Raw genomic sequence first — 24,379 nt, forward strand, 5'->3', positions numbered from 1 at the left:
TGGTAGACCCGAGGTCCTCGTGCCTTGGTAGAGCCGAGCTTGCTCGGCTGCTTTTGGCTTGCGAGCCTTGACGCGAAGATCAGCGGAGCAAGCTCCGTTCTACGAGAAGCGCTTTTCATAAGCCGTTTAATGGCTGAAAAGCGGCTATTCGCTATCGTCTGCCGTTGCGACGGCCTCATTGCTGTTGACTCGTCACAATCCCGGGGCGCAGCTCCGCTCTACGAGAAGCGGAGCCGCGCATAGGCTTTTATATGCTGGAGGCGGACCTTAAAACGGTTTCGCCAGCACCAGCCACACCACACCGATCAACAACAATACCGGCGCTTCGTTGAACAGCCTCAGTTTGAACGAAGAAGGTAACGCACGGCCTTTCTCGGTGCCTTTCAACCAACGTCCGGCAATGATGAAGTGCGCCAGAAGCAGCACCACCAGCGTCAGCTTGGCGTGCAACCAACCGCCCGCGATGCCGAAGTAGAACCACAGCACCAGACCCAGGATCATCGCGATGCCGAACATGTTGTGCCCGAACCGGTACAACTTGCGCCCCATCAGCAACAACCGCGCCTGCGTTTCGGATTGTCCCTGCGTTTCCGCCAGATTGACCAGAATGCGCGGGAGATAGAAAACCGTGGCCATCCACGCGATCACGAAAACGAGATGGAAAGTCTTGACCCAAGGGTAGAGCATCGCTTTATCCACGCTGGCCGTCTCCGTTGCTGGCAATTGGGCGTGGATTCTCCGCTATCGGAATCAAGACTGTCCAATCAGTGAGCGGTGAGCGTTTAAAGCTTTTGCTTTACCTCCCCCTTTTGTAAAGGGGGATGACCCGCCATTCGGCGGTTGAAAAACATTTGAGGGGGATTTGCTTTTGCTCTTAAAAAGAACAAAAACACAGCGAAAAGCAAATCCCCCGTAGCCCCCTTTACAATGCTTTTTAACCGCCGAATGGCTGGTCAAGGGGCAAAAGCCGCATGCTTTCACCGCTGACCGCTCATCATTTCTACTGACCGCTCCCCACCCATGCCCAAACAATACGACCAACACTACTTCCAACATTGGTACCGCCAGAAAGATATCGGCGGGCCGCAGCGGTTGGCGAGGAAGGTGGCGTTGGCGGTCTCTACCGCTGAATATTATCTGGAGCGACCCATCCGGACCGTGCTGGACATCGGGTGCGGTGAAGGCGCTTGGCGCGCGCCGCTGATGAAGCTTCGCCCAAAGCTGCGCTACATGGGATTCGACAGCAGCGAGTATGCGATCGCCCGCTATGGACGGACCCGCAACCTGCATTTCGCTCGATTCGGCGATTTCGAATTCCTGCGCCCCTGCCCGCCCGTGGATCTGCTGGTCTGCGCCGACGTCCTGCATTACCTGCCCTCACGCGAGTTGCAACGTGGCCTATCTGGCGTTGCCGATCTTTGTGGCGGCGTTGCATTCCTGGAGACCTTCACCCACGAGGATGAGTTCGAAGGCGACCACGCTGGCTTCCAGCCCCGCACTGCCGCTTGGTACCGGGCACAACTGCAGAAGCACGGCCTGCGCTCAGCGGGCTCGCATTGCTGGCTATCGCCCGCGCTGGCCGGCGAAACCGCGGCGCTGGAATCGGCCTGATTTTCCGCCCAGCCCCTACCTGAACAGGGGAGGCCCGGGACACGCGGGTTTGCGGTATGCTGCAACGCAGCACTTTGCACCAAATTCGGGATTCCCCAACCGCTATGAATCTTTACCAATTGCACGAACTCAGCCGCGCATGGATGGCACCGCTGGTTTACATGGCCGAAGCGAACGCGCACATGTTTTCCACGCCGAGCAGTTGGTTGTCCAGCATGCCGGGCGCCGATCAATTCGCCGCCGGCAACGAATTGATCTATCGCATCGGTAAGGATTACGAAAAGCCGGCTTGGGAAATCCATGAAATCGAAGCCAACGGGCACACCGTGCCGGTGGTCGAGCAGGAAGTGCTGAAGAAGCCGTTCTGCCGCCTGCTGCGCTTCAAGCGTTACACCGATGATGCGCAGAGCATCGCGGCGCTGAAGGACGACCCCGCGGTATTGGTGGTGGCGCCGCTATCCGGCCACCATGCCACCCTGTTGCGCGACACCGTGCGCACGCTGCTGCGCGACCACAAGGTGTATGTCACTGACTGGGTCGACGCGCGCATGGTGCCCACCGAAGAGGGTGCCTTTGGCCTGGACGACTACGTCGCCTATGTTGAGGAATTCATCCGCCACATTGGTGCCGAGAAGCTCCACGTCATCAGCGTCTGCCAACCCACCGTGCCGGTGCTGGCGGCGGTCTCGCTGATGGCGGCACGCGGCGAAGCCACACCGCGTTCGCTGGTGATGATGGGCGGCCCGATCGATGCGCGGCTCAATCCCACCCAGGTCAACGGCCTGGCCACGCGCAATCCACTGTCGTGGTTCGAGAACAACGTCATCCACACCGTGCCCGCCCCGTATCCGGGTCAAGGCCGGCATGTGTATCCGGGATTCCTGCAACACGCCGGCTTCATCGCCATGAATCCCAGCCGCCACTTCATGTCGCACTGGGATTTCTACGCGAACCTGATCAAGGGCGATCTGCAGGATGCGCAATCGCACCGCCGCTTCTACGACGAATACAACGCCGTGTTGGACATGCCGGCCGAGTACTACCTGGACACCATCCAGACCGTCTTCCAAGAGTTTTCATTACCGCGCGGCAAGTGGAAGATCAACGGCGAGCGGGTCAATCCGGCCGCCATCAAGAAGACCGCGCTGATGAGTGTGGAAGGCGAGTTGGACGACATTTCCGGATTGGGCCAGACCGCCGCCGCGCACGATCTTTGCACCGGTATTCCCAAGGCGCATCACCAGCATCTGACGGTGGAAGGCGCTGGCCATTACGGCATCTTCAGTGGCCGCCGCTGGCGCGAGAATGTCTATCCGCAAGTACGCGACTTCATCGCCAAGTACGCGGCCTAAACCTCCGTCGTTTTAGACGGCGCAGTTAAGACGAAGCCCCGCTGACGCGGGGCTTCTTTTTTAGCGTCCTGGCGGAGCTCAGCTTTCCGAGCGACAACCCTGGGTAAAGCTCTTGTTGTCGGTTTCCACACCCCAGCGCCCGTCGGCAGCGCCGCAACCGGCGGTCCACCCACCGACCAATGCGCCTTCCTCATCGTAGTAGTGCCAAGTGCCTTGCCAATTCGCCGAGGCATTGAACGAAGCTGCGGCCGGCATGGCCAATAACAAAGCGACTGCGAAGTTCCGAATACGCATGTACTTCTCCTTTGGGTGATGCGGCTTACTTGCCGCGCCGCAAAGGTAAGTGAGCCGGCGTGGTGGTTCCGTCAACACCGCCGGTAGGCCGGGGTGCATCTCGTACGCACGTGGAATAGTGAGCGTGCCACGGATCGCCCAACAGGCACTATAGAAACGGCTGGAAGCAAGCTCTTCCTATCAGATCGCGGGAGAAGCTAAGAGCTCGCGGCGGGACGCCGCTCCTACCGCCGAGACGGCGCTCCTACCTAGCACTCGTTAGCTAATTTGCGTTGAAAGCTAAATTCCAGCTCATACCACCGGGTTGCGCACCAGCAGCAGCTTGGCGAACTGGCCATGTATCTTCCCGACGCCACGCGCCAGGTGAAGGGTAGCGAACAGCATCAGGATGCCGACGATGCTCACCAGTGGCAGCAGCCACGGGGCCTGTTCCGTCAGGCTCCAATGGAAGAACGTGACGTCGAAGTAATGCGGCAGAAGCAGACTCAGCGGTGCGGCAACAAACGCCAGCGAAACGCTCAACAGGGTGACCACCAGAGTGAAGTACAAGATGCCCAGCGGCAACATCAGCAGCATGTACAGCATGGCGGTCCAGGTGCGCGCATCGGTAAACAATTCGGTGATCCGCGTCATCCATGGCTTGTCGCGTTGCGTGTACAGCGGCCGGCGCGGCATGCGCTCACCCAGCAGCACTTCCACCATGCGTCCTTCCACAAGCGACAGCAGGCGCACCGACGCAAGAAACAGCAGTAGCAGCGGAATGCCAACGATCAGGATCAGCAGGCCACCTGACAAACTTGCACCGGTCACCACCCAGGTGAAATAGAAAATGCCGGTCGCCAGCGACAACAGCATGTAGAACAGCGCGCCGTACGTGTGCGGATCGGCCACGACACCGAAAAAGCGACCCAGCGTCGACTGACGCTTCGGCGGAGCCGGCGGCCGCAGCGCGCGCGTCACCGTCACTTCGGTATCGCGATAGATATCGGCCACTTCCTCCGGCGCGCCGTAGCTGCCTGCCACAGATGCGATCACTTCCGCTTCGCTCTTGCCGGGCTGCTCGGCCAACTCCGCGCGCAGATATTCCTCGGCGTCGTAAAGCGCGTCCTGGATCATGGCGGGGTCGGCGCCGCGCAGCGCCGCACGCAGCTGCTCCAGGTACTCGGGAATCGTGGTGGGCAGGGCGGTGGTGTTCATTCTGGAATCCCCATCAGGACGGAATCGACGGAATCGCGGGTCGCGCGCCAGGCTGCGGCCCATTCGCGCAGGGTGTGCCGCCCTGCTTCGGTGATGCGGTAGTAGCGGCGTGGCGGGCCGGATACCGAAGGCTCGATGAAACTCTCCAGCAATCCGGCCCCCTCCAGGTTTCGCAAGACCGGATAGAGCGCGCTCTGCTTGCCGCTAAGCACGCCCTCGCCCACGCGTTCCAGCTGCTTGGCGATCAAATAGCCGTACATCGGTTCCCCTTCCCGCGCCAGGACAGCCAGCAGTGCCAACGAAACCGTGCCGGCACTCAGCTCCTTCTGGAACTTCTTCAGCTGGGCATCGGCGTCGTTCATGGCCTCCCCTCGTCCCGGCGGACTGCTAGGTTGAAGGCCACACTACTGTTGAGTTAGCTATAGTGAATGTGCCATTAGTCATTCGGCGCAAATTCGGCACGAACCGGGACTTGGCGCTGACGAGAATCCGGACGTGTGCGACTCTTCCCAAAGGCGCTCTGGCAGATGTTTCTCCGCCTCCGTCTGGGAGAAGTTGGTGGTTGTCTCAACCAGGCACCGCCACCAAAGCAGCACACAGGGGAACCGCAAAGATGAACAGTGCGGGGATTTTTCCGACTTTAGTCGCCGCCGGCCGCGCCGATAGCTCTTCCAATGCGGATCCCCGCGGTTAGGCCATTCGGCAATGCAGTCGAACAACGTAAGCCGGTCGGTTGAAGTGTCGTGTGCGGGACAGCGGCTACGGCGTGCCTGCCGAAAGCTGTTTCTGGTACAGATGCTTTTCGTCTACATCGCCGCGCAAGCCAACGCCCAGGAAAATCCAGCCGACTTGGCGAGCCTGTCGCTGGAACAGCTGCTGGATATGGAAGTCGTCACCGCATCGCGCTTCGATCAGAAAGTCGATCACGCGCCTTCCGCGGTGCAGGTGATCAGCGCCCAGGACATCCGCGCTCACGGCTGGCGCACCCTGGGTGAGGCCCTGGAAAGTTTGCCGGGCCTGTATTTGAGCGACACCGGCCTGTACACCTACATGGGCGCACGCGGTCAGTTGCGCGCGGGCGACTACAACACCCGCTTTCTGCTGCTGATCGACGGGCATCGCATCAACGATCCGGTATACAGCCAAAGTCCGGTCGGTGCGGAATTCCCGCTGGACATGGCGTTGGTGGAACGCATCGAGTACGTGCCCGGTCCTGGCTCGGCGGTCTATGGATCCAACGCCTTCTTTGGTGTCATCAATGTCCTGACCAAATCGCCCGGACAGCCCGGCAGCGGCGAACTGGCGGTCGATGGCGGAAGCTACGGCAGCCATGGCGCTCGAGCGGTGCTGTCCACCAGCGGCGCATGGGGTCAGACCTTGATGTCGGTCAGTCATTCGCATTCGCGAGGGCGCGACTTCTACTTCCCGGAATTTGCAGGAACGGAAACCAACGGGGTGATCTCCGACGGTGTCGTCCGCAATCAGGACGACGAACGCAGCCAGCGTCTGTTCTTGCGCCACATCGCAGGCGATTTGACTGTGATGCTGCTGGCCAGCGATCGCCGCAAGGACGACCCGGTCGCGCCATACAACCAGGCGTTCGGCATGCCGGGTGCCAATATCCAGGACAGCTGGGTGGTGCTGGGCACGAAGTACGGCCGCGCGCTGAGCGAAACCACGCACTGGCAGGCGCAGCTGGATTTGATCGACTATCGCTATGTGGGCAACTACGCGTACGACGATCCGTACACCGTCATCAACCGGGACATCTCCACGGGCCAATCGATCGTGCTGGGAAGCCGCATCGTCACCAAATGGCGGCGCCATACCATGGCGGCCGGCTTCGAAGCGCAGCTGGATAGAGCGGTCGAGCAGCGCAACATCGATCTCGATCCTTACCTCAGCTATCTCGAATCCAAGCACGACGTTTCCAGCCTGGGATTCTTCGTCAACGATGAGTTCGCGATGGGAGGAGACTGGCTGCTCAACAGCGGCCTGCGCCTGGACCGCAGCGATGTCGGCACGCTCCGCTTGAGCCCGCGCGTGGCACTGATTTCGGCACGTCCTGGCGGCACCACCTTCAAGGCGATCGTCGGCAAGGCCTATCGCTCCCCGAATGCTTACGAACGCTTCTACAACCTCGAGACCGACAGCGGCAGCCAACTGACCAATCCAGGGCTCAGAGCCGAGAGCATCCGGACCGCGGAACTGTTCTTCGGCCGCACCCTGGGCCAACACAGCCGTGCGGAAGTCTCCCTGTATGACTACAGGTTGCACGATCTCATTACATTGGTGGGCGACGAGGAGATGCTCACGCTGGAAAACGCCGCGAGCGCCTCTACCACCGGCGCTGAAATCGCACTTCTGTATCACTGGGAAAACGGCGCGCTGCTGCGTACCAGCTACGCCTACAACCGCGTGCGCGATTCCAGGGATGGGCCGGTGTTGAATGCGCCACGCGGTATCGCCCGGCTATCGGCCACGGTGCCATTGGGCAACGGCATATCGGTCGCAGCCGCCGCACAGCACGTTGGCCGCCGCGCGACCAAACTCGGCTCGGTGGACCACCACACCGTGGTCAACGCGAACCTTCTGTGGGAGCCCGCAGCTCTGCCATTGGCACTGTCGGCAGGCGTTCGTAATCTCCTGGACGAAAAATACGCCGATCCGGTCGGGCCTGAATTCGTCCAGGATGCGATTCCCCGCCGCGGGCGCGAATATCGCGTCGAACTGTCGTGGCGGTTCTGATGAGACCACCGCGCTTGCGCCCAGGCAGGCAGTCGTCTGGCAGACTCAGGGTAATGCTGACGCTGCTTGCGCTGCTGGTCGTTGGCCCGCCGTCCGCCTTCGCGCAAGTGGACGAGTCGGCGCTGAAGGCCGCATTCGTCTACAACATCGTGGCGTTCGCCAGTTGGGGCAGCGAAGACGCGACGGGCGCGGGCACCATCATCGATCCCAACGCACTGGTCATCTGCACTGACGCCAACAAGTCTCTGGACGCTGCGCTCGCGCATCTGACGGGCAGAGCGATAGGACGCCGCCGCATCACCGTGCATCCTGCAGCAGTGGAAGGGACCTGCAACGTCCTGGTCCACGCCGGCCGCCCAGATCCCACCTATACCACCATGTCCAATGCATTGGTCATTTGTGATGGCTGTGATCTTCCGGATGGCAACACGGCTGTCGCGCTGGTCCGCGAAGGCAACAGGATCCGTTTCGATGTGGATCCTGCATCCGCCGCCAAAGCCGGCGTCAGTTTCAGCAGCCAGCTGTTGCGGCTCGCCCGGCGGGTGATGTGAACGTGTCTATTCCGAACACCCGGGCGGCGAACCTACGATCCACGGCGGGCGGCGCCGGATTGGCATTGGTCCTGGCCGGTGGCCTATTGCTGATGCTGCAATACCTGAGCCTGCGGCGCGAGGCACTGGACGATGCGCGCGCGCAAGCCCAGATCATCGCATCCAGCAGCGCCGCCGCGGTGATGTTCCAAGACTCGGAAGCCGCTGGCGACACGTTGGATTCGCTCAGCACATTGGCCTCGATCCAGAGCGCTCGGATCAGCGATGCAGCAGGCAACGTGATCGCCGTCCATCCGCGGTCTGAAGACCTGGCGTCAGTGTCTAACACCGAATGCGGTTTCCGCTGCGCCCGGGTCAGCGCGCCTATTGCGCTGCAAGGGCAGCCAGTCGGCACGGTGCAGCTGCAGCTTGATTTGCGTCGAGTGCACACGCGCCTGCTGGGCTTGGCGGGTGCGTTCCTGATCGCCGCGATGGCGGCGCTGGCGTTGACGTTGCCGTTGATGAAACGCATGCGCGCACGCGTGAGTGCGGCCGAGTCGCGGCTGGAGTACCTGGCGCACTTCGATCCGGTAACCGGACAGAAAAACCGCAACGCTTTCAATGCTTGTCTCAATCGCTCGTTGCAGCGCGAAAGCGGCGTACGCCAAGCACTGATGCAGTTGGACATCGACCGTTTCAAGGAAGTCAACGACACGCTGGGGCACCTTGGCGGCGACGAACTGCTACGGCAGGTCGGCAGCCGCATAGCATCGGCGATGCGGCCAGGCGACCAACTGTTCCGCCTGGGTGGCGATGAGTTTGGCGTGGTGATGGGTGCGGTGAAGTCCGCGACAGAAGCCCGTTTGGTAGCCGAAGCGATCCTCGATCAGTTCGGTGCGCCCTTCCGTATCGACGGCCAGCAACTGATTGTCACGGCGAGCGCCGGTATCAGCCTGTGGCCGGACGATGCCGAACAGTTCCAGGAACTGGCCGGCAATGCCGATGCCGCCATGTATGCGGCCAAGCGCGAAGGCCGCAACCGGGTGGCATTGTTCGAACCGCGGTTGCGCGAAGCGCAAATAGCGAAATTGAAGCTGCAAACGGATCTGCGGCGTGCGCTGGAGCAGAATCAATTCCAACTGCATTATCAACCGCAAGTACGTACCCAGGATGGACAGCTGCAAGGCGCCGAGGCACTGTTGCGCTGGAGTCATCCTGAGCTCGGACGGATATTGCCGGGCACGTTCATTCCCATCGCCGAAGACTGCGGCCTCATCGTCGAGATCGGCCGCTGGGTCATTCACGAAGCCTGTCGCCAAGCTGCAGTCTGGCGCACGCAGGGCTACGGCAACATCCGGCTGGCGGTCAATCTTTCGGTACGCCAGACGCGCGACGAGCAGCTGCCCGCCTTCATCGATTCGGTGCTGGCGGACACCGGCATGCCCCCCAACTACCTGGAGCTGGAGATCACCGAAAGCGTACTGATGGAAGAAGCCGATCTGGCGATTGCCCAGTTGGCCCGGCTACGCGCGCGTGGTTTGCATCTGGCTATCGATGATTTCGGCACCGGCTATTCGTCGATGGTGTATCTGAAGAGGCTTCCCATCGACAAACTGAAGATCGACATGACCTTCGTGCAGGCTATTCCCGGCGATGGCGAAGCAATCACCACCGCCATTCTGGCGATGGCGAACGGGCTGGGCTTGGCCGTGGTGGCCGAGGGTGTGGAGACTGCCCTGCAACACGAATTCCTTCGCCGCAACGGCTGCGAACAGGTCCAGGGCTTCCGCATCGGAGCGGCAGTACCTCCCGAGGAGTTCGCCGCATGCTGGCTGGCACCCGCGACACAGCAGGATTTGCGAATGGTTTGACGGTGGTCGCCGTAGGGTGGGCCCAGGCCCACCATTGCCATCTCGACGCGTGCACCCAATGACTGTCGAAGCCGTCTCGCGGTATTTCGAGCCAGCTTCGCTGATTGCCGTCGTGAGTTCGGGCATGGCAATGGTGGGCCAGGGCCCACCCTACGCTTGGCGAGGACAGCAATAGGCATGCCGCTCGCCTACAATCGGGCCACCACACTTATCGGGTTCCCGCCCATGCGCCTTCGCCCTGCTCTGCTCACCTGCGTTCTCGCTTCGATCTGCTTGCCGTTGTCCGCGCAGGAGACGCCCAAATACAAGAGCTCGCAAGAAATCCTGGATGCTTCACCGGCCAGCGATTGGCGCATGTTGGATCCCGCCAATACGCTGTATCTGGAACTGGAAGATACAGATGGGAGCAAGGGTCGCGTCGTCATCGAGCTAGCGCCTGCCTTCGCACCCGAGCACGTAGCCAATATCCGCACATTGGCGCGCGAGGGCTTCTGGAATGGCTTGAGTATCTATCGCTCGCAAGACAACTTCGTGGTGCAGTTCGGCGATCCGGATGCCGAAGATGCGAGCAAAGCCAAGTCGCAAGGCTCGGCAAAAAAATCACTGCCGGCCGAATTCGCGCGCAAGGCAAAAGGACTCGACTTCACTCGGCTGCCCGACAGCGACGGCTGGGCGCCTGAGGTTGGATTCGTCGACGGCTTCCCTGCCGCGCGCGATCCGAAAACAGGCGAGGCCTGGCTGGCGCATTGCTACGGCGCCTTGGGTGCCGGCCGTGGTGCCGAGCCGGATAGCAGCAACGGCAGCGAGTTGTACGTGGCGACCGGACAGTCGCCGCGGCAGTTGGACCGCAACATCACGGTGGTCGGCCGCGTCGTACAGGGGATGGAGTTGCTGAGCATCATCGATCGCGGCCCACCGCCGATGGGCTTCTACGAAAAACCGGACCAGCGCACGCCGATCAAGGCAATCCGCCTGGCCAGCGAAGTACCGGAAAGCCAGCGTACGCCGCTGCAGTTGCTGCGCACCGATACCAAGACGTTCCTTGAGGCCACCGAAGCGCGCCGCAACCGCCGCGACGGCTGGTATGTTCGCCCCGCCGGCCACATCGATTTGTGCAACGTACCCCTGCCGGTGCGCACGCCGAAGGGTTAATCCGATCGAATAGGGCGGGCCCCGGCCCGCCATTGCCATCTTTCCGACTACATCGCTAACAATCGAAAAAGGGCTTCCATATCCGTAGGGCGGGTCTCGACCCGCGCTTCCGACCATCTAAAGCATGCGTGGCGATGACGAAGCGCATATTCCGCTTGTTGGCGATGCCATCGGCGGGATGGCAATGGCGGGCCTGGGCCCGCCCTACGCACGCTTGTGCGCTTCTACGATGATGCGTTTGTCCAGGATGCGTACGCTGCCAACCATCAGCAGGCGCAGATCACGGACGATGTAGTCGGCCAATGCTTCCTCGGCGATGTCGTCGCCATCGATGTCCAGCCGAAAACCCTGTCCTTGCAGGCCGCCCCCGTTGCTGAAATCGATCTCGAAATCGAATACCACGCGCTTCTGCATCTTCGTTACCCGTTATGTGCGCGGCGCGCGCTGGCTGACAGCCACGCTGCCCAGGATCAATCCACCCGCCAAAACCATCATCGGCGTTACCGGCTCGTCTAAAAACATCCAGGCGAACGCAGCACCAAACAGCGGCACCAGGTACGTCACCGTGGCCGCACGAGCCGCACCGATGCGCTGGATCAAGCGGTAGTACAGCAAGAAGGCATAGCCGGTGCAGAGCAGGCCAATGGCGATGGCGCTGCCCCAGGCGGCTGCGGGAATCGGCCCGGCAGGCCAATACATGACGGCGAACGGCATCAGCAGCAGGGCCGCGCAACTTAGGGTGGCGGCAGCGGCGGCTGCCGGTGGAATGCCACCCAGGTGCCTGCGCACCAGGTTCACGCCAACGCCATACAGCAACGCGGCCGTGGCGCCCGCAGCCACCGCTGGACCAACGCTCAAGCCACCCGCCTTGCTGGTGGCCAACACAACCACACCCAGGAAACCGACCAGCAGCGCTATGGCGCGTCGCATCCCAATCTTTTCGCCGAAGAACAGAAACGCCACCAAGGCCGCGAACAGCACCGTCATCGCATTGCAGATCGCACCAATCGCGGCCGGGGACCGCTGCGCGGCCCAGGCGAACAACAAGAAGGGAACCGCGGAATTGATGGCACCGATCAGCGCCAGCTTGGGCCAAAGACCCCGGGAGAAGGCCGCGCGCTCGCGCCACAGAAAGGGCAGCAGAATCAGTGCGCCCAACGCCAGCCGCACTTCGACCAGCGCGAATGCACCAAACGGCTTTGCCGCCACCCGCATAAACAGGAACGACCCGCCCCAGATGGCGCCCAGCAACAACAACTCCGCTGGCGTGCGCCAATCACGCACCAGGGGCTCGGAAACCAGCGTACCCACCGCACCACTGTTGCCTGCCATGCCCGTTGCCTCGCTTTTGCCTGGTGCCATTCTCCCAGCACCTAACGGCTCTACAAGCGGATATTATCTGGCCAAGCCACAAATCTGGTGCGTGTCTCATGAATCTACGCCCTTCCCTACTGCCGGCGCTGGGCGTGTTCGCAGCCGCCGCCCGCCATCAGAATTTCGCCCACGCCGCCGATGAGCTGCACCTCACCGCCAGCGCCGTCAGCCATCACGTGCGCAAGCTGGAATCGCTGCTGGGGGTGACCTTATTCCAACGCCATGCCCGCGGAGTGAAACTGACCACTGAAGGCCGGCAACTGGCCGATGCCGCGACGGTCGCGTTGAACGACATCGAAGCGGTCGCGGCCAATCTGCACCAGACCGGCGACGTCGTGACCTTGCGCATCACCACGTTGCACTCGCTGGCCTACTGCTGGTTGTTGCCGCGACTGCCGCGCTTTTGTTCCCAACATCCCAATATCCGGCTCAGCCTGGACACCGGTACGGCACTGACGCGCTTCGATGAAGGCGGACCGGACCTGGGCATCCGGCATGGAACGGGACATTGGCCCGGGCTCACGGCGCACCACCTGATGGACGACGAATTGTTTCCTGTTGCATCCCCTGGTTTGGCTGGCGTCGGCGCCGTACGCGAACCGCGCGATATCGCGCGACTGCCGCTGGTGACCGATCTCGCGCTGCAAGGCTGGCGCGATTGGTTCCGCGGGGCCGGTGTGCGTGGGCTGCGGCTACCCGACATGCACAGCTTCAGCGACAGCACCGACGCGATGCGTGCGGCGGTGTACGGCATCGGCGCCGCACTGGCGCGCAAACACATCGCCACACCGTATTTGCAACGTTACGAACTGATCCGCCTGCCCGGCCCCGCCCTGAAGGCGCGCTTCGCTTACTACGCGATACACCCGGCGCACCGCCCGCTGCATCCAGCGGCGATTCCGTTTATCGATTGGCTGAAGCGAGAGGCATTGGACGAACGCACTCCGCTGCCGCCTATGCCGGATGATTTGTTGGGTAGGGATTCGGTGGCACCGGGAGCTTCCTAGCACTGATAAATTAGTCGCTCGCAAGCTGTTGCTTCCCTTCTCCCTCCGGGAGAAGGTGGCGCGCAGCGACGGATGAGGGAGTGAAGTGTCCGCTTGTAACGAATTTCGCTACCGAATCATCGCTATTCCCTCATCCGCCCTTCGGGCACCTTCTCCCGGAGGGAGAAGGAAAAGCCCTGCCTCCCCTTGGTAGGAAGTCACCTCAAAACCTATACCAAAACCGCGCAAAGTAAGCCCGGCCATTCAAACCGAACTGCAGGCTCTCATAGATGTGCCCGTTGTCGGTTTCGTTCGGATCCTGCCGCGTGGGGAACACGTCGAAGATGTTCGCGCCCCCTACCGTCAACTTGGCGTTTTCGGTAAAGCTATACGTCAGGCTGAGGTCGGCCGATGTCTTGGCGGCGTAGCGCTGATTGGGCACCGGCGGACCTGAGAAGGTGCCCAACGTCTGCTTGCCGAAGTGGATCACTTTCAGATTGGTGTTCCACTTGCCCCACTCATGGTCGAAGCCAAGCACTGCCTTGCTGCGCGGCGCACCGTTTTCCACGAACAGGCGGTCGCGCTCGGGCAACACCACTTCCTCCCGTCCTTCGAATCCTGCCGGCAGATTAACGTTGGTCACTTCGGTCTTGCTGTAGTTGACGCCCAAATAGCTCGACAGTTTGCCCTCGCCCAGCGCCATGTCATGCGAAAGCGTCAGGTCCACGCCTTCGGTACGCGTATCCACTGCGTTGAAGAAGAAGCGCGCCAGTCCCACGCCCAGGTCTTCCAGGATCGGGCCGATATCCGGGTCGCTGGTATCGAAGTCGCCGCTCAACACGATGCGGTCATCGATATCGATACGGTACGCATCCAGCGTCAGCGACAGATTGTCGCGCGGCTCCCATGTCAAGCCCATGGTGTAGCCACGCGAAGTTTCCTCGACCAGATTGGGCACGCCCGCTGCACGCGCCAGTTCACTGTCGTTGGATGCGATCACCACGTCCACCGCTTCGCCACTGATGAAATCAGTGATGGTGGAAGAGAAGTATTTCTGCTGCAGCGACGGCGCGCGGAAACCGGTGCTGACCGAACCGCGCAGCAGCAGCGTGTCGCTGGCGCGGAACGCCGCCGCGACTTTTCCGTCCAGGGTGGACCCGAAATCGCTGTAGTCCTCGTAACGAGTCGCCACGCTGGCCATGAATCGGTCGGTGAAGTCGATTTCCACATCCGCATAACCAGCCCAGGCCTCGCGGCTGCGATTGGTCACGTCGCCAGGCTGGAAACCCGGGAAACCCTGACTGCCTGGGTTGCCGCCGTCCGGACCGTCGACGTCGATGTAGGAACCCGCTTCACCAGCGCGGATGCGGTAGTTCTCATCGCGATGTTCCAGGCCGAAGGCGACATTCATGCCGTTGAGCACGCCATCGAAATAGCGCGACACGTCGAAGTTGGTGGTGTTCTGCTTGAACGAGAAACCGCCGGCGTCGAAGCTGCTGGGGCTGATGCCGGTGCCGCCATTCAATAGATCCAGGTTGGCGATGGAAGCATTGAGCGTGTTGTTGATGGTGTAGCGCAGCTCGTTGTAGCCGAAGGTGTGCGATAGATCCCAGTGCCATTCGCCCGCGTCGCCGCGCAGTCCGACGATCGAATAGCGGTCCTGCAGATCGCCATCGATGAAAGGCACGAAACCATTGGGATACATCGCTTCGGAGTTGCGCGAAGGAATGTCGTCCGAACCCACGCCGCCGCGCGCGAATGCGGCCGATGATGCGTCGCGGCTCTGCATGCCAGCGGTGAAATAGAACTCCGCCACATCACCCAGCGGAATATCGCCGTTGATGTAGAGCGTACGGTTCTCCACCTGGCTATCGCCGATGATGCGCAGCGGGTTTTCCGCCGTCGTGCGATTGGAACGATCACGGTCCTGCCATTCCCCCGTGATGGCGAAATGGCCTCCATTGGACATTTCCAAACCGCAGTACGCGGATGCCAGCCAGTTCTCGCCATCGCCACGCGAATACTCACCCCAGCCCAGCACGCTCTCGCAGCCGGGGCGCCGCTTGAGTGCAATGTTCATCACGCCCGCGATCGCATCCGAACCGTATTGCGCCGCGGCGCCATCGCGCAGCACTTCCACGCGGTCGATGGCCAACACAGGAATCGAGTTCAAGTCGGTGCCGGTATTGCCGCGATTGCGCGCGCCATAGATGTTGACCAGCGATACGGTATGTCGGCGCTTGCCGTTGACCAGCACCAGCGTCTGGTCCGAACCCAGGCCGCGCAATGCGGCACCGTCGATCAGGTCGGCGCCATCGGCGCCGGTCTGGCGAGTAGAGGTGAACGACGGCGCGGCGTATTGCAGCGTCTGCGCCAGATCGAACTGCGCGCCCTGTTCGGCCAGCTTCTCCATGGGGATCACATCCACCGGCACCGGCGTCTGGGTATCCGAAGAGCGCTCCACGCGCCGCGAACCCAACACCGTGACTTGGTCCAGCGTCTTGGCCTCCGAGCCCTCCTCTCCCGTGGACGCTTCCTGTGCCGACACCGCGGTGGTCATTCCGTACAACGGAAGCATCAACGCCAGATTCAAAACGGTATAAAGCCGATTCCTTCGCATACGAGAGCCCTTGGATCAGTGAAGTTATAAAGAGACGGCGCAACACGGCCTGGCCCCGGAATCTACGCTTGGCTTGTCCACAGCGTCCAGTCGGCAGCGGGACTCTTCGCCAGAACGTAATCGTGTTTACCGCCGAATCGCGGAACGCGTCCAATCGTCGCTTGACTGCTTAGAACTAGCGTCAACTATCGTCGCATCCGTGTTTGCGCAAGGGTAACGGATGGCAGATGCATCGTCATTCCCTAATCCTTATGCTTGGCGTTCCCTGCTGCATAGCAACGAGAATCCCATGCGCAAAAGTCTGTTAGCCGCCGCTCTTCTTGCCGCCCTGGCCGCCTGCCAGAAAGCCGAATCCCCTACCGCGCCTACCACCGGTGCTTCGCCAGCCACCGCTGAAGCGACCGCGGCAGCCGATGCCCGATTCGCCGACCTTTCCAAGCGTGCACTGGAAGGCTGGTTGCAGCTCTCGCCGGTCAGCGCAACCCAGATAGGCGAGCACCGCTACGACGGCGAACTGGACGACTTGGGCGCGGCGGGCCGGCAGAAAGGCCTGGAGTTTGGCAAGAAGATGCTGGCCGAACTCGACGCGTTGGATGTCGCCCAGCTTTCTCGCGAAAACCAGGTGGACGCGGCGATCCTGCGCAACCAGTTGCAGTACGACGTCTGGAGCACGGAAACGCTGCAAAGCTGGGCCTGGGATCCGCAGGTCTACAACAACCTCGCCGGTGGCGCATTGTATGGCCTGATGGCGCGCGAGTTCGCACCGCTGCCCGACCGCCTGAAATCGGCCACCGCCCGCATGGAAAAGATCCCGGCGCTGCTGGCGCAGGCGCGCGAAAACCTGGAGCCGGCACGCGTGCCCAAACCGCATGCCGAGACAGTAGCCAAGCAGAATGCCGGCATCCTGAGCATCGTCGATACCTTCATCACACCGCATGTGAAGGAACTTCCAGAGACGGACCGCCAGCGTCTGGAAACGGCGACAGCAACGCTGAAGAAAGCCGTTACCGAACACCAGGCCTGGCTGGACAAGACTCTGGTTCCCAACGCCAAGGGCGATTTCCGCATCGGTGCGGAGTTGTACGACCAGAAGTTGCAGTTCGCGCTGCTGTCGTCGCTGTCGCGTGCCGACATCAAGCAGCGGGCCGAAGACGAACTCAAGCGCGTGCGCGAGGAGATGTATGGCATTGCGCGCACCGTACTGAAGGACAAGCCGAACGCTCCCAACGCACCCGATGCGCCGAGCGCCGACGAACAGCAGAAGGTCATCGAAGCAGCGCTGGAACTGGCCTACGCCGAGCGCCCCGCGCGCGACAAGGTAGTGCCCGAAGCGGAGGCCGCGCTGGCCACTGCCACGGAATTCGTGCGCAGCAAAGACCTGGTCACGTTGCCTGACGCTCCGGTCGAGATCATCGAAATGCCTGAGTTCCAACGCGGCGTGGCAGTGGCTTACTGCGATTCGCCGGGGCCGCTGGACAAGCATCTGAAGACCTTCTACGCGGTCTCGCCGATTCCCGAAGACTGGAACCAGCAACAGGTGGATTCGTTTCTGCGCGAATACAACAGCCGCATGATCCACTTGCTCAGCATCCACGAAGGCACGCCGGGCCACTACCTGGAAGGCTGGCACTCGGCCAAGTTCCCGTCGATTCTGCGTGCGGTGCTGCGCTCGGGCATGTTTGCCGAAGGCTGGGCGGTCTATACCGAAAAAATGATGACCGATGCCGGCTACCTGGATAACGACCCGCTGTTCCGTCTGGTGCAGCTGAAGTTCTATCTGCGTGGCATCGCCAACGCCATTCTCGATCAGGGTGTGCAAGTGGATAACTGGACCCGCGAACAAGCGCTCGATCTAATGGTCCGCCAGACGTTCCAGCAGCAATCGGAAGCCGAAGGAAAATGGCGCCGAGCACAACTGACATCTGCTCAGCTACCCACCTACTTCGTCGGCGCGCAGGAGCATTTCGACCTGCGCAAAGCGATGGAAGCCAAGCAGGGCGACCAGTTCAACCTGAAGGCCTACCACGACCAGGTGCTGTCCTACGGCGCGCCACCCGTACGCTTCGTTCGTCAGTTGATGCTGGACGAGCCGATCAAGTAAGCCATGAAGCCGGCGGCAAAACCGCCGGCTTCATACATACGAGCTATGTAGGGGCGGCGCCCCGCCGCGAGCTTTGACCAGCTTCGCTGTTGAAGAGCTTTTAGCTTCCACCGCGATCTGACGGGAAGAGTTCGCGGCGGGACGCCGCTCCTACAAAAGCAACGGCCGCTCCTGCAAGCAACCCGCGACACCAATCAGCCCTGGCTAAACACCCGCTTCACCGCATTCGGCTATCCTGCGACAAACCGCTTCAGGCATCGCCATGAACTTCGTTTCCATGGTTCCGCCCGCGCCGCTGTCCGGCCTGGTGCAACAACTCTGGGACTGGGAAGCTGCTCCCCAACCCGACGGGTTGGAGCGGCTGCTGCCGATGCCCAGCGCCGCACTGGTCATCAATCTGTCCGAAGACGAATCGCGCGTCTATGACGAAAACCGTCAATGCCACCGCTATCTCGGTGCGGCATTGGATGGCCCACGCAACCTCAGCAGCATCATCGACACGCGGGAACAGGTGGCGGTGATGGGCGTGGTGTTTCGTCCGGGCGCTGCCGCCAGCTTTTTCCGCGAACGCATGGATTCGCTGGTCAACCGCTGCGTCAATCTGGAAGACCTTGCGGGCAGCGGGGCTGGCTACCTGCGCGAGCGACTGCTGGAAGCCGGCAGTGCATCGCGCCGCATGCGAACGCTTCTGAATTGGCTGACGCGGCGATGCTCTGACGCACATGCGGTTCCTCGCTGCATCGCGCATGCGCTGACGGCACTGGAACACAGACCGGACATGGCCACGCTGATTTCCACCGCGCGCGAGCTGGGCATCTCATCGCGCAACCTGGGCGAACAGTTTCGCCAGCACGTCGGCATGACACCCAAGCGCTATCTGCGCGTCCAGCGCTTTCACCGCGTGGTGGCGCGGGCCTCTGCCATCACCGAGCGCGACTGGGCCGATATCGCGCTGGAGTGCGGCTACTTCGATCAAGCGCATCTGTCGCACGAATTCCGCGAGTTCTGCGCGATGTCACCCACGGAGTTCGCTCGCCAAGGCTATTGGAACCGCCATATCGCATTGCAATGACCGAAACATGTCGCGCATCGCAATCCAGCAATCCGCCGATCAGAGGAGAACGCCATGACGCTCGCCGCCGATACCACCGCGACCATCATTCCCTGCCTGCGCTACCGCAAAGCGCACGTCGCCATCGATTGGCTGTGCAACGCCTTCGGCTTTGAACGTCGCGCGGTATACGCCGATGCCGACACTGTCCACCATGCGCAGCTGACCTTCGGCAACGGCATGATCATGCTGAGTTCGGCCGGCGATAGCGGCAGCGAATGGACGAACCATATCGTGCAGCCCGCCGCCATCGGCATGAAGCAGACGCAGGGTCCCTGCGTGATCGTCGCCGATGCCGATGCCCACTACACCCGCGCCAAGGCCGCCGGTGCCGAGATCGTCATCGAGATCGCGGACCAGGACTACGGTGGCCGCGGCTACGGCTGCCGCGACCTGGAAGGCCATCTCTGGTGGTTCGGTAGCTACGATCCCTGGAAGGACGAAACCGCCGCGACGTGAATCGCCGCCTCACCGTCTATGAGGTTCCACGAGCGGGAGCCAGCGGGCGAACGGCCAATCCACAAGGCAATGGCTTCACTTTGTTCACTATCGTGAGGGTCGCAAGCAACCTTGTGTTACCCGCAGATGTGACTTACATTCGGCCGGCATCACGGCGCCGCAGCAGCGACATTGCTCCTGCCAGCGGCACGGCACGTTCAAGAAGGACCGCAAGGGGAATACGGTTCAACGATCCGCCCGACACGTCTTGGCCTGACCGCCCCCAGGGAAAGGCTGCACATATCCGGCACGCTGCCAAGCCGCAGCGCTGAGAATGCGAAACAAGCGATCGAGCTTTCGCTGAGCCTCCAGTTGGAACCTCCACAACTGCCGTGATGTCGCGGCGATTGTGGGATCGGAACAGGATGCACTGATCACCGGGGCTGAAGCGTATGGGGAAACATCAAGGAGAAGCCGCATCCGGCGCCTCGGCGGGCCCGAAGCGGTATGCGCTGCTCGCGCTGCTGGTCGGATTGGGGATCGCCGTGTTGGCGGGCCTTCAACTGGATCGCAGCAACCGTGAGGAGCGCCAGATTCGTTTCCAAGCGCTGAGCCACCGGGTCGCCGGTGAACTGAAGATGCGCATCGGTATCTATGAAACCGGGTTGCGCGGAGCACGCGGTGCCGTGATCGCCGCGGGCGGCGAATCCGTCACCCGCGAACGGTTCCGCGAATACAGCCAGTCGCGCGACTACAAACGCGAATTTCCCGGCGTGCGTGGTTACGGCTATATCCACCACGTTCTGCGCGCGGAGGAAAACGCATTCCTGGAAACTGCGCGCCTCGACGTCACGCCGGCGTTCGCCATTCAGCAGATCGCACCGCACGACCACGACCGCTTCGTGATCCGCTATATCGAACCTGAAAACAGCAATCGCGAAGCGATCGGTCTGGACATCGCTTCGGAAGCCAATCGCCGCGCCGCAGCGATCCAGGCGGCACGCAGCGGAATGCCAACCCTCACCGAACCCATCACGCTGGTGCAGAACGCATCCAAGCCCCTCCATGGCTTTCTCCTGCTGTTGCCGATCTATCGCACGGGCGCCGCCACCGACACGCCCGAGCAACGCTGGCAATCCACCTTCGGCTGGTCGTTCGCACCGATCAGCATCGATGAAGTGCTCCACGATTTCGACCTGGCGGAAAGTGACTACTCTCTGGCGTTATGGGATAGCGATGCCATACCGCCCAAGGTGCCGTTCTATTTCACCCGTGACTACCGGCAGCCCGCCGCATCCGGACTGACTGACCGGCAGCCGATCACCGCCTATGGCCAGCAATGGGAGTTGGGGATCAAAGCACGGCCTTCGTTCGTCGCCAGCCTCAACCAGACATCGCCGACCGCCATCGGCGGCGCCATCGCTGCGATAGCGTTATTGGTCTCAGCCCTGGTGTATTTTTTCCTGCTGAATCGGCAACGCCGCCATCAGGTGTCACTGGACCAGGCGCGCATGGCCGCGCTGGTGGAAAGCTCGACCGACGCGATTCTCGCGGAGGATACCCATGGCGTGGTCACTCATTGGAACCGTGCCGCCGAGCGCATGTTTGGCTATTCGCCGTCGAATGCGATTGGCCAGCCGTTGCGCGAACTTATCGCGCCGCCAAAGAAACATGCGGACGAGCACGATCTGCTGGCGGAAATTCTGTCCGGCCAAACAGTGCCTAGTTTCACCAGCCAACGCAGGCACCGCAGCGGGCATCTTATCGACGTGCTGGTCAGCTCATCGCCGATTCTCGGCAGGAACGGCAGCATCGTCGGGGTTTCGCACATCCTGCACGACATCACCGACCGGCTGCGCGCGGAGGAACGTTTTCGGTTGGTTGTGGAGGCATCGCCCAGCGCCATGCTGATGATCGACCAGGACGGCGTGATGGCACTGGCCAATCGCAAGGCGGAGGAGCTGTTTGGCTGGCCGCGCCGTGAACTGGTCGGCCACCACATCTCCAAACTGTTGCCGCCAACAGTGCACCGCCACCACGGCGACTACATCCGCCACTATTTCCTGCAGCCGGAAACACGCGCCATGGGGGCCGGTCGCGACCTGTTCGGACTTCGTCGCGATGGGGCACTGGTTCCGGTGGAAATCGGGCTAAACCCCATCGATACCTCAGAAGGCCGATATGCGCTGGCTTCGGTCATCGACATTTCCGAGCGCAAGCGCGCCGAAGCGCGTGTGATGGAGTTGAACGCCACCCTGGAGCAGCAGGTCGCCGAGCGCACCGCGCAGATCCAGACCTATTCGCTACTGCAACGCGCCATCCTGGCTCATGCCGGCTACGCGATCATCGCCACCGACAACAACGGGATCATCACCCTGTTCAATCCCGCCGCCGAAGCCATGCTGGGTTACCGCGCCGATGAGGTCATCGGTCGGCGGACCGTTGATGCCCTCCATGATCATGACGAGCTAGCAGCGCGCACCGATCCTTCATCGCCGGAGGCCGCCGGCTCCCGTCTTGAAAAAAGCGGTACCGAAAAAGGCGACACCGACGAATGGATATTCGTTCGCAAGGACGGTTCGCGCTTGCCGGTGCTACTGACCCTCAGTACGCTGCGCGGCGAAGACGGCGAGGTCATCGGCCATCTGCGAGTCGCCGTGGACCTGACCGAACGCAAATCCAGGGAGCAGCAGCTGCGCCAAGCAATGAGCGCGGCGGAAAGCGCCAACCGCTACAAGAGCGACTTCCTGGCCAACATGAGCCACGAAATCCGCACGCCCATGAATGCCATCCTGGGCATGGTGTACCTGCTGGAAAAAAGCGAACTTCCGCCCGCCGCGCAGGATATGGCGCGCAAGATCAACAGCTCGGCACGCTCGCTGCTGACCATCATCAACGACGTACTGGATTTCTCCAAGATCGAGGCCGGCAGGATCGAACTGGAGAACGAACCATTCGACCTGGGCGAAGTATTGGAGAACATGGCCACGCTGATGTCCTCGGCGGTAGGCACCAAACCGGTGGAAATGGTGGTGTCGCCACCGCCACCCGGTGCGCGCTGCCTGAAGGGCGATGCGCTGCGGCTGGGGCAGGTGCTGATCAATCTGGTGGGCAACGCCATCAAGTTCACTGAGCGCGGCGAAGTGATGCTGGCCGTGCGCCGCCTGAAAACCAGCGAAGCGGGAAAAGTCAGCCTGGAGTTCTCGGTGCGCGACACCGGCATCGGTATTCCCAAGGAGAAGCAGGACCTCATCTTCTCGGCGTTCAACCAGGTGGATACTTCCACCACCCGCAATTTCGGTGGCAGTGGATTGGGCCTGACCATCAGCAGACGGTTGGTGAACCTGATGGGCGGCGAACTTCGGGTGGACAGCGAACCAGGACGCGGCAGCGAATTCTCGTTCGTCATTTCACTGGAGCCGGACGAATCCTTTGGACCGGACAACGACCGCGAACTGCCGCACCAGGTGCTGGTGGCCGACGACCACGATCTGGCGCGCGACACTCTGGTCGCGATCATCCAGAGCTTTGGCTGGAGCGTGCAGGCGGTCGACTCGGGCGAAGCGGCGATCGCTGCGGCCGCACACGATACCAATGAACACAGCGATTCCGCTGATCGCTACGACATCATCCTGCTGGATTGGCAGATGCCGCAGGTGGACGGATTGGCCGCCGCCGAGGCCATCCGCAAGCAAGCTGGCGCACAACGCCAGCCCATCATCATCATGGTGACCGCACACGAACGGAAACTGCTGGAACAGAATCTGAAAGACGACATCATCGACGCGGTCCTCACCAAGCCGGCCACCGCTTCCTCGCTGTTCAACGTCATCATGGATTCGCTGGCCAAGCGCGGCCGCCACGCTGCCCCGCGCAAGCGTGGTCCACGGCATGCGCAGCGACTGCGCGGCATGCACCTGCTGGTGGTCGACGACAGCGACATCAACCGGGAGGTCGCGCAACGGATATTGGAAAGCGAAGGTGCACTGGTGGAACTGGCCAGCGACGGGCGCGACGCGCTCGACTGCATCGCCAGCGGTCCAGGGCGTTTCCAAGTGATCCTGATGGACGTGCAGATGCCTGAAATGGACGGCTATGAAGCGACCCGGCGCATCCGGCAGATTCCTGCCATGGCGCACCTGCCGGTAGTCGCATTGACCGCTGGCGCATTCAAGCGCCAGCAAGAGGCGGCGCTGGCTGCCGGCATGAATGCGTTCGTCGCCAAGCCTTTCGAAGTGGATGAGTTGGTGGACGTGATCGTTCGGCTCAGCCCGTCCGGCTCACGTCAGATAACGCCATTGGAGCTGATGATCGAGAACACGGATGACATACCCGCGGTGGCCGACGAAGAAGGGCCGGACCCGCAGTTGCTGGACGTGCATCGCGGCTTGGCCTACTGGCGGGAGGAAGCCCCGTATCGAAAATACCTGGCTCAGTTCGCCCGGAACTACCCGCATGCGGCGCAGGAGATCGGCGACCACCTCCACCGCGGCGAACGCGATGCAGCGGCGTCCTATGTGCACAAGATGCGCGGTGCGGCGGGATCACTGGCACTACCTACCGTGGCGTCCATCACAGCGGAGATAGAGACGGCATTGCACGGCAGCGGCGATGTATCGGACCTGCTGGACGCGCTGCAATTGGTCCTGCGCGAGACCTTGGCGGATATCGCCAGCTATGCCGGGGCGGCCAACATGGCCGACGCAGCTTCGCCTACTGAAAACAAACCGTTCGCAGCCGAAAACGTTCCGCAGCTTCGCCAATATCTTCAGGCATTGTTGCAATCGCTGGACAGCGACGATCCAGCGCAGATCGAGCCGCAGTTGACGCCATTGAACGGCCTGGTTCCACCCGAGCGGTTGCGCAAGCTGCAGAAATGCATCGATGAATTCGACTTTCGTTCGGCCGAAACCTTGGTGAGGGACTGGTTGGCCTCTTTGCCGGGCGAAGCCATCGTCAATCCAGAAACCGCCACATAGTCAAGCAGCAATCCC

17 protein-coding genes and 1 pseudogene are annotated in these 24,379 nt (G+C 61.8%); 12 read left to right on the forward strand and 6 right to left on the reverse strand.

Going from position 1 to position 24,379, the window contains the following annotated elements; genetic code table 11:
* Nucleotides 1–267: 267 nt before the first annotated feature.
* Nucleotides 268–687, reverse strand: coding sequence for a CopD family protein (locus AB6O04_RS03200; protein WP_368562267.1), 420 nt, complete (start codon nt 685–687; stop codon nt 268–270).
* A gap of 333 nt (nt 688–1,020) precedes the next feature.
* On the opposite strand from AB6O04_RS03200, the gene AB6O04_RS03205 reads away from it, so the two are divergent.
* Together AB6O04_RS03205 and AB6O04_RS03210 are read left to right on the forward strand one after the other, a co-directional pair.
* On the forward strand, nt 1,021–1,611 hold the full coding sequence (locus AB6O04_RS03205) for a class I SAM-dependent methyltransferase (RefSeq protein ID WP_368562269.1): 591 nt from the start codon (nt 1,021–1,023) through the stop codon (nt 1,609–1,611).
* A gap of 104 nt (nt 1,612–1,715) precedes the next feature.
* Nucleotides 1,716–2,963, forward strand: coding sequence for a polyhydroxyalkanoate depolymerase (locus AB6O04_RS03210; RefSeq protein ID WP_368562270.1), 1,248 nt, complete (start codon nt 1,716–1,718; stop codon nt 2,961–2,963).
* A 78-nt stretch (nt 2,964–3,041) separates the two neighbouring features.
* On the opposite strand, the gene AB6O04_RS03215 is transcribed toward AB6O04_RS03210, so the two are convergent.
* From AB6O04_RS03215 to AB6O04_RS03225, 3 genes are all read right to left on the reverse strand, one after another.
* Complete coding sequence (locus tag AB6O04_RS03215) at nt 3,042–3,257, reverse strand: DUF6289 family protein (protein ID WP_368562271.1); 216 nt, start codon at nt 3,255–3,257, stop codon at nt 3,042–3,044.
* 291 nt (nt 3,258–3,548) lie between these two features.
* Nucleotides 3,549–4,454, reverse strand: a complete 906-nt coding sequence (locus AB6O04_RS03220; protein ID WP_368562273.1) for a sensor domain-containing protein — start codon at nt 4,452–4,454, stop codon at nt 3,549–3,551.
* Nucleotides 4,451–4,816: a PadR family transcriptional regulator gene (locus AB6O04_RS03225; protein ID WP_368562275.1), complete on the reverse strand. Its 366-nt coding sequence runs from the start codon at nt 4,814–4,816 to the stop codon at nt 4,451–4,453. The genes AB6O04_RS03220 and AB6O04_RS03225 overlap by 4 nt, the downstream gene beginning before the upstream one ends.
* A 433-nt stretch (nt 4,817–5,249) precedes the next feature.
* On the opposite strand from AB6O04_RS03225, the gene AB6O04_RS03230 reads away from it, so the two are divergent.
* The 5 genes and pseudogenes from AB6O04_RS03230 to AB6O04_RS03250 all read left to right on the forward strand — a co-directional run.
* Complete coding sequence (locus AB6O04_RS03230) at nt 5,250–7,202, forward strand: TonB-dependent receptor plug domain-containing protein (RefSeq protein WP_368562277.1); 1,953 nt, start codon at nt 5,250–5,252, stop codon at nt 7,200–7,202.
* A gap of 53 nt (nt 7,203–7,255) precedes the next feature.
* On the forward strand, nt 7,256–7,753 hold the full coding sequence (locus AB6O04_RS03235) for a YfiR family protein (protein WP_368562279.1): 498 nt from the start codon (nt 7,256–7,258) through the stop codon (nt 7,751–7,753).
* Complete coding sequence (locus tag AB6O04_RS03240) at nt 7,750–9,603, forward strand: putative bifunctional diguanylate cyclase/phosphodiesterase (protein ID WP_368562281.1); 1,854 nt, start codon at nt 7,750–7,752, stop codon at nt 9,601–9,603. The genes AB6O04_RS03235 and AB6O04_RS03240 overlap by 4 nt, the downstream gene beginning before the upstream one ends.
* 225 nt (nt 9,604–9,828) lie before the next feature.
* On the forward strand, nt 9,829–10,755 hold the full coding sequence (locus AB6O04_RS03245; RefSeq protein ID WP_368562283.1) for a peptidylprolyl isomerase: 927 nt from the start codon (nt 9,829–9,831) through the stop codon (nt 10,753–10,755).
* 213 nt (nt 10,756–10,968) lie between these two features.
* Nucleotides 10,969–11,271, forward strand: a pseudogene (locus AB6O04_RS03250) (hypothetical protein); the annotation flags it as partial.
* Here the strand turns inward: AB6O04_RS03250 and AB6O04_RS03255 are convergent.
* Nucleotides 11,182–12,087, reverse strand: a complete 906-nt coding sequence (locus AB6O04_RS03255) for a DMT family transporter (protein WP_368562467.1) — start codon at nt 12,085–12,087, stop codon at nt 11,182–11,184. The pseudogene AB6O04_RS03250 and the gene AB6O04_RS03255 overlap by 90 nt on opposite strands.
* Nucleotides 12,088–12,185: 98 nt before the next feature.
* Between AB6O04_RS03255 and AB6O04_RS03260 the strand changes: the two genes are divergently transcribed.
* Nucleotides 12,186–13,136 carry a LysR substrate-binding domain-containing protein gene (locus AB6O04_RS03260; protein WP_368562285.1) on the forward strand — a complete coding sequence of 317 codons (951 nt, stop codon included), beginning with the start codon at nt 12,186–12,188 and terminating at the stop codon, nt 13,134–13,136.
* Nucleotides 13,137–13,338: 202 nt separating this feature from the next.
* Here the strand turns inward: AB6O04_RS03260 and AB6O04_RS03265 are convergent, their stop codons facing one another.
* Nucleotides 13,339–15,693 carry a TonB-dependent receptor plug domain-containing protein gene (locus AB6O04_RS03265; protein WP_368562287.1) on the reverse strand — a complete coding sequence of 785 codons (2,355 nt, stop codon included), beginning with the start codon at nt 15,691–15,693 and terminating at the stop codon, nt 13,339–13,341.
* A gap of 331 nt (nt 15,694–16,024) precedes the next feature.
* On the opposite strand from AB6O04_RS03265, the gene AB6O04_RS03270 reads away from it, so the two are divergent.
* The 4 genes from AB6O04_RS03270 (at nt 16,025) to AB6O04_RS03285 (ending at nt 24,364) form a co-directional block, all read left to right on the forward strand.
* Nucleotides 16,025–17,836, forward strand: coding sequence for a DUF885 domain-containing protein (locus AB6O04_RS03270; protein ID WP_368562289.1), 1,812 nt, complete (start codon nt 16,025–16,027; stop codon nt 17,834–17,836).
* 262 nt (nt 17,837–18,098) lie between these two features.
* Nucleotides 18,099–18,908: a helix-turn-helix domain-containing protein gene (locus tag AB6O04_RS03275; RefSeq protein ID WP_368562291.1), complete on the forward strand. Its 810-nt coding sequence runs from the start codon at nt 18,099–18,101 to the stop codon at nt 18,906–18,908.
* Between the two features lie 54 nt (nt 18,909–18,962).
* Nucleotides 18,963–19,406 (forward strand): VOC family protein, encoded by a 444-nt coding sequence (locus AB6O04_RS03280; RefSeq protein ID WP_368562293.1) that lies wholly within the window; start codon nt 18,963–18,965, stop codon nt 19,404–19,406.
* Between the two features lie 431 nt (nt 19,407–19,837).
* Nucleotides 19,838–24,364 carry a PAS domain S-box protein gene (locus AB6O04_RS03285; RefSeq protein ID WP_368562294.1) on the forward strand — a complete coding sequence of 1,509 codons (4,527 nt, stop codon included), beginning with the start codon at nt 19,838–19,840 and terminating at the stop codon, nt 24,362–24,364.
* Nucleotides 24,365–24,379: the final 15 nt, after the last annotated feature.

Source organism: Pseudoxanthomonas sp. UTMC 1351, from assembly GCF_040948865.1.
Taxonomy (GTDB): Bacteria; Pseudomonadota; Gammaproteobacteria; order Xanthomonadales; family Xanthomonadaceae; genus Pseudoxanthomonas_A.